A 12,790-nucleotide genomic window follows, 5' to 3' on the forward strand; every position below is an offset into this window, starting at 1 on the left:
TGAAAAGTGTTGAACTTTAATTTTCCAAGGAATGGGAAACAACTTTTGATAAAAAAAATATAAGGAGAACGAAATGGGAATCGTAGACATTATCGTATTCGTCGGATTTATCGCGGCAGTTTTGTTTGTCGGCTTGTATAAGTCCAAGGGCGAGGATACGCATGGGGAGCAGGGGGCTTCGGACTACTTTCTGGCAGGTCGCGGGCTGACCTGGTGGCTGATCGGCTTTTCGCTGATTGCTGCCAATATTTCTGCTGAACAGTTTGTCGGCATGAGCGGGCAGGGTGCCGGGCTCTACGGACTGTCGGTATCAAGCTGGGAATGGATCGCGGCTATTACGCTGGTGGTGGTTGCTTTTGTACTTCTTCCGTACTTCCTGCGCTCCGGCATCACTACCATTCCTGAGTTTTTAGAGATTCGATACAACCATTGGGCGCGTTTGCTCATGACGGTGTCCATGATGCTGATTCTTATTGGTGTCAGTTTGATCGGTGTGATTTATGCCGGAGCATTGACCCTCAAACAGCTGATGTTTGAGTTCGACGTCAATCTCTCTCTGGCCGGCTGCTGCTGGGCGCTGGGAGCCATGGCCGCGATCTATGTGGCGGTTGGCGGACTTAAAGCCTGTGCATGGGCCGACCTGCTGCAGGGTTCCGCTCTGATTATCGGCGGCGGTGTCATTACGTATTTCGCCTTCAATGCTCTGAGCGCCACCGATCTGGGCCAGATGGTTTCGGCGACCGGGACCGCAGCCGCTATTGATCAGGGAGCCGGTGTCATTGAAAAGTTCAATGAACTCAACAGTTCTGCCATGCATATGGGAAGCAATCCGACGATGCCTTGGCTAATTCTCCTTCTCGGTATCTGGATCCCGAACTTTTACTACTGGGGGCTCAACCAGTATATTACCCAACGCATTCTCGGCTCCGCTTCTCTGGCCGAAGGACAGAAAGGTCTTGTGTTGGCAGGTTTCCTGAAACTGATCGTTCCGTTCGTGATCGTGATTCCGGGTATCATTGCATTCAATCTCTACCACAATGAAATGGAAGAAAACGCCGGAGATCATCTTGCTGTTTACGAGCAGGCCGCTGCTAATCCGGCCGCGGCAGTTCAGGTGTTCCAAATGGATCCGCGCTGGGAAAATGCGCATCCGGCCAAAGCGGCTGAAATCACTGCCTACAACACAGCGGTTACTGCTCGTGTAGGTGCTGACGCGGTGGAAACCGTTGAACTCAACCAGTACAAATATGACTCCGCCCTTGGCTTGCTGATCACCCGACTGATTCCGAAAAACAAAGGCATCCTCGGGTTTGTGATTGCCGCGCTGCTCGGAGCCATTGTTTCCTCTCTGGCTGCGGTGCTCAATGCAGCGTCCACACTGCTGACCATGGACGTCTATCAGCGCTACATTGACCGCAAAGCCTCTCAGTTTAAACTGGTGACAATGGGACGTGTTTTTATCGGGGTTTTTGTAGTAATCGGATGTGTTGTTTCTCCACTGCTGGCGAATAACAGCAGTGTCTTTGAGTTTATTCAGAAGTTCCAGGGCTATGTGTCTACCGGTATTCTGGCGGTCTTTATCTATGGCCTGATTTTCCGTCGGTCTGCCCGCTGGATCGGAGTTGTTGGCTTGTGCGCCAACCCGGTCTTCTACCACGTCCTGGTTTCCGAATGGCTGTTTCCTGAAAAACACTTCCTTTACAGCATGTCCTGGTCACTGCTTGCCGTGCTGGCTTTGATGTGGGTGCTGGGGCTGATCTTCCGCGGTGAAAAAGTGGAATTTTCCCATAATACTACGATGGATCTGACCTGTTCCAAGGGCGCTCTGATTTTCGGGCTGATTGTCTGCGTGATGACCGTGTCGCTTTATGTGATTTTCTGGTAGAGAGTTCACTCGAAGGGCAGGAAAGGGATCGGGTTCCGGTCCCTTTTTTCGTATGGGCTCTAAAGTAAGTCATTATCCGGTCATGGATAATGGTGCCCCGGAGAGGGTTCGAACCTCCGACCTATGGATTAGGAATCCATTGCTCTGTCCAGCTGAGCTACCGGGGCGAAAAAACGCCAGTAAAAACGTATTTTTCTGAAAAACGTTTATGATTATAAATCACTCGTCTAGTGACGATGCGCGACGTTTTTCAGATTTAAAGGCAGGGATTCTGCATGGTGGGTTGGAGATGGTCAAGCATGTGTTTTTCGACCAGATGATAGTGAGGTCCGTTTCTTTAGTTGAGGGCTCAGGCATAGCGTGTTGCCTGCCCGACGGCTTTACAGAATTTTTCCTCAAAGACAGGGAGAAAACGGATTTTTATTGATTACACAGGACTCGTTCTTCAAGAAGGCGTCCCATTACCCGTAATCGGGAATTGTTAAGGTTTCTGAATCCGCAGGCTCTTTTCTGACTCATTTTCCGCTTGGTCTGGTCTTCTTCTGTGATGCCGCTGTTCTGGCAATGCTTAACAGTCAGGGTCGTCTTGAATGAAAAGCTGGTGTATTCTCCTTGCCCCTGTTTTCTCTCTATTTTGCAGAGTTTTGAAATGTGCAGTTTTATACCCGTTTGTTCTATTGTTAGGTCGCCGTTTTTTCTGTAGATTCTTTCTCTTTAAATTTTGAGGAGCATTTATGAAACCGATCGTTGTTGTGGGAAGTTCGAATACTGACTTGGTTGCCAATGTGGAACGTTTGCCGGGCGAAGGGGAAACTGTGATGGGGACCAGTATGAGTAAATTTGCCGGGGGAAAAGGAGCCAACCAGGCCGTTGCCGCAGTTCGTACTGGAGCCAAGGTTGCTTTTGTCGGAGCGGTGGGTACTGATGCTTTTGGTGACGAAACCGTGCAGGCCTTTGAAGAAGACGGTCTGGATCTCCGTTTTCTGAAGCGTACAGAAGAGGCCCCTTCCGGCACTGCTCTGATCTGTGTCGACCAGAACGGAAGAAACCAGATTGTGGTTGTTCCGGGCGCGAACGGACTGGTTGGGACGGAGCAGATTGATTCGGTTGATTTTTCAGAGTTCGGCATTGCGGTTTTTCAACACGAAATTCCGCATGAAGCCGTTTGGCATGGCCTTAAGAAGGCCCATGCCGCCGGATGCATTACCATTTTAAATCCTGCGCCGGCGGCTGAGGTGCCGGCTGAAATTCTGACCATGCTTGATTATCTGGTTCCCAATGAGCATGAACTGAAAATCATTTCAGAAAAAGGTGGGTCCTTTGAGGAGATGGTGGAAGAAATGCTCAGCAAAGGTGTGAAAAACCTGATTGTTACGCTTGGGGCTGAAGGGGCTGCCTGCTTCAGTCGGGACGGGAACGTTGCGGTCCCGGCTCCGGATGTTGCGGTGAAAGATACGGTTGGTGCCGGTGATTGTTTTGTCGGAGTTTTTGCTGCGTCCTTATATAAAGGCTGTGATTTAGAACAGAGTCTCCGTTATGCTGCCGCGGGAGCATCTCTTTCGGTTACAAAGGTTGGTGCTCAGGCATCTTATGTCGGCTGGGACGAAATCGAAATATTAGCTGCTCGCGCGGTCGTTTCCTGAAATCAGTCAATGCTGTTGGTGTATTCTGCTGGCAGTTATTAAATTGGTGTCGCAGGGTGCTGACAGCCGTTCAGCATCCTGTGCTGCTTTCTGTATTGCTGGGCTTTTTGTGATTATACGAATCCGACGTTCGGTTGGCTTCGGGATAAGCTGGATAAGTCTATGGTAAAGGTGCTGTCAGCGCCGGTGGGCAATTCCATTGGTGGTGTTGCGGTATATCTTTGCAATCATACACGGCTGCGCGCTTCGTATGCTGTCAAAAGCTGAGTGCTGTGAAGCTTTTTCATTGATAAATGGTCGCCGTAGGCTTTGCCAACGCGTAGACGAAATGTATGCCGTTTTCATAAACGACTTTCAATTGACTTGCTGAATACGGTTATTTTGTGTTTTTATATTTTGTGCATAAAATATTGTACAATGTTGCGATTATGGGGCGGGTTTATGACGGGTAGAAAGTTCCATTTGGAAATGGGTGGTGTCAGTATTTCTGATCATTAATTCAGATGTTGAATCGAATAAAAATTTCTCTTTGGAGACTTTATAAATCCGACTGAGTAATAGCTTTATATCCGGTTTCTACAGTTTTAACTGTGCACGTTTAGTTAATTATATTCTTGATGAATCAACTGTTTATGCGCGATATTGTGTTTGTGTGGATTATACATTGTGTAGTTGTTCCAGAGTTTGAAAGCGGAGTTTTGTTTAGCTAAAGGCAATAAGGAGAGTAATGAAACAGGTCGCAGGAAAATTAGTGAAGCTTTTACTCGCAGTTGGTCCCGGTATTTTTGCAATTGGCTATACGGTCGGAACCGGCAGTGTTACCGCCATGGCCAAAGCCGGCAGCCAATTCGGGATGAAGCTGCTTTGGGTATTGGCTCTGAGCTGCATTTTTTCGTGGGTTCTGATGGAGGCTGCTGGACGATTTGCCCTTGTAAGTGGTGAAACTGCAGTGAATGGTTGCCGTAAACACTTGCCGGGCGGTAAGGGACTGGCTCTGTTGATGGTAATTGGTGTGGTTACAGGCCAGTGGTGCTGCCTTTCCGGTCTTGTCGGGCTTTCCTCCAGTGCCCTCTATGAAGGACTGCGTCTGTTCATTCCGTCGCTCACTGAGAACACCTATTGGCCGGTGCTGGGAATTGCGGCTACGCTGATGGTTCTTATGTATGCATTGCTTTGGCATGGCGGCTATTCCTTCTTTGAAAAGATCCTTGTCATTTTTGTGACAATCCTTGGGCTTTCTTTTATTGTTTCCATGTTTGTTGTTCTGCCTCCTGCTGGGGAAATTGCTGGAGGACTGGTTCCCCGTATTCCTAATGTGCCGGGAGCCGCCCTGATGGTCGCTGCATTTGTCGGGACGACAATGGCCGCGCCGACCTTTGTTGTACGTCCTCTTCTGCTCAAAGCCAAAGGGTGGGGAAGAGACGATGTGAAGCAGCAATCAGTTGATGCGTTTGCGGGCGCATTCCTCATGTTCATTGTCAGTGGTGCTGTTATGGCGTGTGCTGCCGGGGCGTTGTTCAGCCGTGGTCTCGAGGTGAATCATGTGCTTGATATGGTTCACACTCTGGAACCGGTTGCCGGGAAATATGCTGTTTCTCTCTTTCTGGTCGGAACGCTCAGCGCGGGACTTTCGTCTGTTTTTCCAATCTGCATGGTTGCGCCACTGCTGATCAGCGACTATCGCAAAGGGGAATTTGACAGTCGTTCAAAACTTTTTCGGATTCTATGCGCTGTTGCCTGCCTGATCGGGCTGACAATTCCGATTCTCGGAGCCAATCCGATTGCCGCGCAGATTGCCACGCAGGTTTCTCAGGTTTTCATTCTTCCGCTGGTTATTGCTGTTCTGTTTGTTTTAGCCAACAAACGCGATCTGATGGGTTCTCATCGCGCGGGTCCGTTGCTCAATACAGGAATGATCGTGGCATTCGCTTTTTCGCTGGTGATGTCGTTTCTGGCCGTCAAAGGACTGATTGGTTTTTTTAAACCATTGGAAAACGCGTCAACAGAACCGAAGTGGATGGTTTGCGTGACTGACCAGCGCTACACGCAGGTTGATGGGGATGAACATGTCTATGAAGATGCCCAAGCCGGTGCGCTGGTTACGATGGATGTTTCGAGCGTCCCGCCAAAATCTTTCCAAACATTGGAAAATGTTCCCGCCAGCCTGATCGGCCCGCCGGTATCGGTTGCCGTTGCTCCGAACCAGAAGTTTGCTCTGGTGACTGGTGCCATGAAAGTGAACCCGGAGAATTCAGCGGAGCAGATTCCAGATACAGTGCTCAGCGTAGTTCGGTTGATGCCCGGAGCTCCGGAAATTATTCAGCAGATCGAACTGGGTCTTCAGCCGTCCGGAGTGGAAATCAGCCGCGACGGAACGCGGGCGCTGGTCGCCAACCGCGCTGCGGGAAGCGTTTCTCTGCTGTCTCTCACTCCGGCCGGTCAAGCGGAGCTGCTCGATACTTTTGCGGTTGCTCCGCCGGAAAGCAGTGTGTCGCACGCGGCGTTTTCACCAGATGGAACCCGTGTGCTGGTGACGCTGAACAAGGCAGGAAAAGTTCTCTTCTGTTCTTTGGAAAATGATCAGATGAAGGTTCTGCAGCAAGTGACCTGTGGCGACGGTCCGTATTGCGCGGAGTTTGCTCCGGACGGAAAGAGTGCGGTTATCGGAAATGTATACGGAGGAACCCTGAGCTTATTGAAGATCAGTGATCAGACTGCTGATGTTGTTGATACGATTCCGGTCGGAATTCTTGCTGAAGGAATTGATATCAGTCCGGATGGGCTGTGGTTGGTGGTGAACTGTCTGGAAAACACCAACATGACATCAGATAATCCGGCTCATCGGGAGTCTGCGATGGTTGTTCTGTTCCAAAAACAGGGCGCAACTTTTGTGACGATGGATTCCATTCGTGTTGATGGCATTCCGCAGGCGGCAGTGTTTACTCCGGATGGACAGTATGTGGCGGTCGCCAGCAACGAAAAACAGGCGATCCGGTTTTATAAACTGGAAACTGCTCAGTTGAAGGAAACGAATATAGAAGTTTCGACCTCCGGCGGTCCGGCCGCCGTGCGGGTTTCTATGTAACGTCCAGTAGTATTTCTTGCCGATCTCGGGGTGCTATCACTTTTGGAGAGCGGTTTTTGTTGTTGTATTTGTATGTTTAGAATGCCTGCTTTTAAAAAATGAATATCGTTCTGTCTTTTTGTGCGTTTAGATCGGGTAGGGTATGAACATTAAATTTTTTGAGATATTGATTGTTCTGCTGATGACCTTTTCCGCTGTAGCGGAGACATGGCTGCCGGCAGTGTTTTCAGATCACATGATTTTTCAGGCGGATCAGCCGATCCATATTTGGGGAACGGCTTCTCCAAATGAGCGGATTGCTGTGAAGTTTGATGAACAGCACGCAGAAACCATTGCGGACAAAGACGGCGCCTGGTCCATTTATTTAGATGCTCAGCCCGCATCTTCTATCCCGTCGGAATTGGAAGTGCGCTCGCTTTCCAATGATTGGAAAAAAACGTTCAGCGACGTGCTGGTCGGCGAAGTGTGGATGGCCTCCGGGCAATCGAATATGCAATTCACCTTCCGAATGCTGGATCGGCTAAACGAAGCGGTTGCGCAGCCGGAAAACAAGATGCTTCGTCTGTTCAACACGCCGCGCGCGGTTTCGGCAAAGGTTAAAGACGATACCGGTGGACAGTGGGAAATTTCCTGTCCGGCCGCGCTGATGGATTTTTCGGCGGTGGCCTATTATTTTGGCAGTCGTCTCCAGCAGGATCTCGATGTGCCTGTTGGCATCATCGTCAGTGCCTGGGGCGGAACGAAAGTGGAAACATGGATGCCGATGGAGGATCTGAAGCAGGTTCCGGAATTGCATGACGGATTGGTGCAGTACGAACGACTGGTTTCTGATCCGTTTGCGAAAGCCAAACTGACCGCACAGCAGGCGGCGTGGCAGAATCTGGGCTATCAGGACCCGGGCAACCATGGCTATCTTTACGGATACGCCGATCCGGATGCCGATCTCTCCGGGTGGAAGCCGGTTTCTGTGCCGACGTCGATCGAGTCGGTTTTGGAAGAATCGAAAGACGGTGCGTTCTGGTTTCGCCGGACAGTCCGGATTCCCGACGAATGGATCGGACAGCCGCTTACGCTGAAGCTGGGCGTACTTGATGATATGGACCAGACGTATGTGAACGGGATTCCGGTTGGTTCCACCGGGCAGGAGACGGCCGGGTTCTGGATGACGCCGCGGTCGTATTCCGTTCCGGAATATGTTGTGGCTGGTAATGAGCTGACCGTGGCCGTTCGCGTATTTGATATGGCCGGTCAGGGCGGATTTCTTTCAGGCCCGGACTTGTTGAAAATTGCTCTGGTGGGTCAGGAGCAGAATGCGGTGTCGCTGGCCGGAAATTGGCAGTTTAAAGCCGAGTATGTTTTTAACGATGATGATCCGCTGCGCCGGCAGTTTAATCAGCGTTGGGGCGTTCCGAATACGCCGCGCGGGCCTGCGAACCTGTACAATGCAATGATAGCGCCGTTTCTTCCGTTTTCGCTGAAGGGTGTCATCTGGTATCAGGGCGAATCCAACGCCAGTGAACCGGAACTCTATTCCTGTTTGTTCCCCGGCATGATCGAGTCTTGGCGCCGTAAATGGAATCAGCCGGAGATGCCGTTTATTTATGTGGAACTGGCTTCATTCATGGCCGCTCAGACTCAGCCGTCTGAAGAAGATGGCTGGGCCTGGCAGCGCGAAGCACAGCAGTCGGCACTGGCGCTGTCGAACACCGCGGTGGCCACCGCCTTGGATGTTGGCGATGCAACCAACATTCATCCCGAAGATAAAGCGACGGTTGGGGATCGGTTGGCACTGGCTGCGAATGGACTGGTGTATGGCCGTTCCGGTCTTTGTCAGAGTCCGCGATATGCGAGTTCTGCCGTCAGAAAGGATCGGGTCTATCTTTCGTTTAAGGATGTAGAAGGCGGGTTTGAACTGCGCAGTGGAACAGAGCCGCAGAGTTTTGCAATCTGCGGAAAAGACCGTGTCTGGCACTGGGCCGAAGCAAAGATCGACAGAGAGCAGATTGTTGTGTGGAGTCCGGATGTTCCGGAGCCGGTTGCAGTGCGTTATGCATGGGCCAACAATCCGAATATTAATGTCTACAGCCGGGCAGGACTGCCGTTGCTGCCGTTCCGGACGGATCGATTTCCGCGGGGCCGATAGAGATCGTTTTCTCTGTTCGGTGGTCGAGTATCCATAGACTTTCCGTGGATAAACCCTATGGTACCGTTCTCGTGTCGCTGTCGGTTGAAACAGCTGTTAACTGGTACTGTTGCGAAAAAACTCTTGTTTTGGCTGGATATCTATACATTTAGGCAATCGGATTGTATGTGAGATTTCCTTTTTATTTAAAATGAAAAGATAAGTAGCCGCGCGGGATACATTCTATTTGTTTTGTTTGGGCTTGCTTTTTTTGCACGCTGGCGTTATTTGCATACTGTTATTTACAGTTTTATACATTGTGTATTCGTGTTTTTTGTAAAGGAGAGGCTGAATGAGACGTTTTATTATTGCCGGGTTACTTGTTGGTTTATGTCCTGCGGCGAGATCAGCCGATATTTACAAGGCGAATAACACAACGGCACTGGATCAGTCCGGAAGCTGGACCGGCGGGGCTGTTCCCGGCTCGACGGATACCGCGGTTTATACAGGACTTGGCGCTCTTTCGACGGCGATGGGGTCGGATCTGTCATGGTACGGAATTTCTTCGACCGATAACTCCGGAATATGGACCATCACGGGCAGCGAAACGCTGACGATCGGAGCAGGAGGAATTACAACCGGCGGCGGCACATCCGGAGGAGTGAAAGTGAATGCGAACATCCATCAGGTGGCCGACGGAGAGTACAATCTGGGGACGGGTCGCAACTTTACTTTGAACGGCTCCTTATCCGGCTCTAGTGCGATTGAAAAGACCGGAAACGGGGCCTTGATCCTTGTCGGTGATAACTCGTCGTATTCCGGAACGATGACTCTTTCTTCCGGCATCATTGCTGTGCGCAGTGGTACGGCTCTGGGGTCAAGCTCGCTGATTTTGAATGGAGGATTGCTGAATGCTTATGCCTCCAGCCAAACGCTGGCGAATGACATGACGCTTTCTGCCGACAGTATCGTGCAGGCGGTCAATGACAGCCGGAACCTGACTCTCACCGGTACTATTGATGGTTCCTCTGCGCTGACGGTGCGCGGTGCGGGCGTTGTGACCCTGTCCGGAAACAATACGTATGCCGGTGGCGTCAGTATGGGAACCGATATTGGAACAACGTTGGTGGTTGGTAACAACGGTGCTCTGGGAAGCGGCGTTCTGACGGTGAGCGGGAATGGCGGAATCATTGGCGCGTCGACCGGGACAACTCTAGCTAATGATGTGACTCTGGACGCTGATTTGGAAGTAACCGATGCGGGCGCGAATCTGTTTTTTACGGGAACACTCAGCGGCAGCGGCTCACTGACGAAAAACGGAATCAGAGCGTTACTTCTGGCTGGGGATAATACCGGTTTTTCGGGAGGGATCACTCACAATACCGGAGTGCTTTCCGTAGGGAACAATAACGGGCTTGGAAGCGGTGTGCTGACGTTGAACGGCGGAACGCTGAATGCCTATGCAACCGACCGGGAACTGGCAAATGATATGGTTGTGACAGCAGACAGCAAGCTGGAGGCGGTCAACAGCAGTCGCGACTTAACGCTTTCCGGGACTATCAGCGGTTCGGGCGCTGTCATCAAATCCGGAGCGGGAACCGTAACCCTGAGTGGTGTCTGCACCTACACGAATTCGACCACAGTCAGTGACGGAACCCTGCAGATTGACGGGACCGTTGTCAGCCCGGTTACGGTTACGTCCGCCACAACTCTCAGCGGAAGCGGTCTGGTGGATTCAGTGACTCTGCAGAGCGGGGCGACATTGGATGTCGGTACGTTGACGGTTAACGACTCGCTGGTTCTGGAAGCCGGTTCCTGTGCAATGGTGGAGATTGCCGGAGCATCCGGCTATGACGTGCTGACGGGCAGCGGGGCTGTGCTGAACGTTGCAGGTGATTTTATTTTTGATTTCTCCGGGAACACCACGGTTCAGGCAGGCGACTCGTTTACAGTTCTGCAGGGGTGGGCATCGGTGTTGGATAACGGATTGTCTGCAGCCACAATGGGGCTGGATGAAAACCTGACGATTGATATTTCCGCGCTGGCATCCAACGGACAAATTACCGTTGTTGCGAACGACGCCGGAAAGGTTGTCAAAGCAACCGGGCTGCTGTATGCGGGGCTGTATACCGGAACCGACATGGCGACCGGAATCTATACGTTCACGGACCCGACCCGTCCGGTGGAAACCGCCGAGAGAATCGGGACCATTTCTTCTCCGGCGCTGACGTACCGGAATGCCGGGTTTGACGGCGAGCAGTATCTGATGGTCGACCGCGCCGGCGGCAAGCTGTATGAGACGACCGGAACCTCGCCGCTCTTCAAGCTGCTCAGCGGAAGCTACAGCTATGCATCGTGGCACGGCATTGACCGCTGCAACGGCGTGTATTACGGAATTTATGACGGCGACGGCATGGAGGGCGCAGGGCTGTATGTGTTTGCCGATCCGGCCGATCCGGAGGGGACCAGCGTGAAGCTGTGCACCAACCAGGTGTTTTCTTCCGAGGTTTGGAAAGATGTTGCCTTTGACGGCGAACGCTACCTGTTTGTGCGCTCGGATGCCGAAGGCGGAACGCCGGGGATCTATCAGTATGATCCGGAAACCGATCAGTTTACACTGCTCAGTGGCGCGGAGACTTATTCCGACTGGGAAGGGCTGGCGGTGTTCGATTCGGACATTGCGCCGCTGCGCAACCGCAAAGTGTATCTGCTCCTGTTCGGCGGGCAGTCCAATGCGCTGGGCTGGGGATATCACCAGTATCTTCAGGACCAGAATGATCCGCTGCAGTTTGTCCAGGAAGACATCGATTTTCTCTATCACAAACCGTACAGCAGTGCGGGTATGCTGCCGGAAAATACACTGTTGAAGCTTCAGTCCGGCAACTCAAACACGCAGGTGAAACAGCCCGGCGAATACCCGGCTCTGACCAACGCGCCGATCAGCCGCTTCGGTCCCGAGATGAGTTTTGCTCGGGTTGTGCGCGACCGGATTGCGGTTCCCGACGCCAACGTGGCGGTCATGAAATATGCATACGGCGGGTCCGGGCTGTACACAACCGATCAGTGGTGGCCTGACGGGACCGCCGACCGCTCTGCCGACGGAACACTGTATCAGATTTTCCAGCAGACGGTCTGGCGGACCGTGGCTGCGCTGAAAAATAAATATCCTTATTCGGACGTTGAGATCCTCGGCATGGGCTGGGTGCAGGGTGAGTCGGATGCGATGAACGGCGCTGCCGACAGCTATGAGGAAAACCTGACCCGCTTCATTGAGGATGTGCGTGGTACGTTTAATACAAACCTGACGTTTGTTCTCAATAAGCTGTCGCCGAACCAGTATCAGAACGATACGAACAGTGGCTCTTATGCCAGCTGGACGGTCGTGCGTGCGGCGCAGCAGGCGGTTGCCGATGCGGATCCGAACGTGGGCGCAACCGAAACGATTGGCGATAACTACCTGACATCGGTCGGCCTTTCGGAAGGAGTGCTTCACTATAAAACTCCGTCATTGCTGCAGATTGGCGAAGATCTCGGTAATGCGCTGTTTGATCTGTGCGGACTGGATTCAGATGAAGACGGTCTGCCGGATGCGTGGGAATCTGAACGCTTCGGTGATCTGAGCACGTCCGACGGAACCGGCGACACAGACGGGGATGGCGTGAGTGATCGGGACGAGTATGGTGCAGGAACGGATCCGGCCGATGCATCTGATTATCTGAACCTTTCGCTCAGCTCTTCTTTTTCTGCGAGCTGGCCGGCTCAAAAAGATATTCGCTATCAAATGATGAAGTCCACGAATCTGCTTTCGTGGACAGAAATTGGTGATCCTGTTTTGTTTCGTAAAACCAATGGGATTGCCGATTTCGATTTTTCTGAATATGCCCAGACCAATCCGGCCGGGTTCTTCCGCATTGTGGCGAATTGACGTTGCGGAGGAACTTGATCGCGACGTTTTCCAATGTCTGGAAAAATGTCTCCGAAAAGTTCCAATGATTGAAAACCGCTTTCCGTCTGCGGCGGTTAAGCGGTTTCTGCATTACAGCGTTTGACGCAGC

The 12,790-nt window shown here is 51.8% G+C and carries 5 protein-coding genes and 1 tRNA gene; 5 read left to right on the top strand and 1 reads right to left on the bottom strand.

The genetic code is table 11. From position 1 onward, the window contains the following. Positions 1–73 precede the first annotated feature (73 nt). Entirely contained in the window at positions 74–1,885 is a 1,812-nt protein-coding gene (locus GT409_RS13135; protein WP_160629520.1) for a sodium:solute symporter family transporter, read from the top strand. A 90-nt stretch (positions 1,886–1,975) separates the two neighbouring features. Here GT409_RS13135 and GT409_RS13140 read toward each other — a convergent pair. Further along, a tRNA-Arg gene (locus GT409_RS13140) sits at positions 1,976–2,052 on the bottom strand. 567 nt (positions 2,053–2,619) lie between these two features. On the opposite strand from GT409_RS13140, the gene rbsK reads away from it, so the two are divergent. The 4 genes from rbsK to GT409_RS13160 all read left to right on the top strand — a co-directional run bounded on the left by rbsK (position 2,620) and on the right by GT409_RS13160 (position 12,660). Further along, on the top strand, positions 2,620–3,528 hold the full coding sequence (rbsK, locus tag GT409_RS13145; RefSeq protein WP_160629521.1) for a ribokinase: 909 nt from the start codon (positions 2,620–2,622) through the stop codon (positions 3,526–3,528). 727 nt (positions 3,529–4,255) lie between these two features. Beyond that, positions 4,256–6,613, top strand: coding sequence for an Nramp family divalent metal transporter (locus tag GT409_RS16045; RefSeq protein WP_160629522.1), 2,358 nt, complete (start codon positions 4,256–4,258; stop codon positions 6,611–6,613). A 142-nt stretch (positions 6,614–6,755) separates the two neighbouring features. Further along, positions 6,756–8,756, top strand: a complete 2,001-nt coding sequence (locus GT409_RS13155) for a sialate O-acetylesterase (protein ID WP_160629523.1) — start codon at positions 6,756–6,758, stop codon at positions 8,754–8,756. A 331-nt stretch (positions 8,757–9,087) separates the two neighbouring features. Further along, a complete protein-coding gene (locus tag GT409_RS13160; RefSeq protein WP_160629524.1) occupies positions 9,088–12,660 on the top strand; it encodes a sialate O-acetylesterase in 3,573 nt (1,190 codons plus the stop codon). Positions 12,661–12,790: the final 130 nt, after the last annotated feature.

The sequence above is a fragment of the Tichowtungia aerotolerans genome, from assembly GCF_009905215.1.
In the GTDB taxonomy this organism is placed as follows: domain Bacteria; phylum Verrucomicrobiota; class Kiritimatiellia; order Kiritimatiellales; family Tichowtungiaceae; genus Tichowtungia; species Tichowtungia aerotolerans.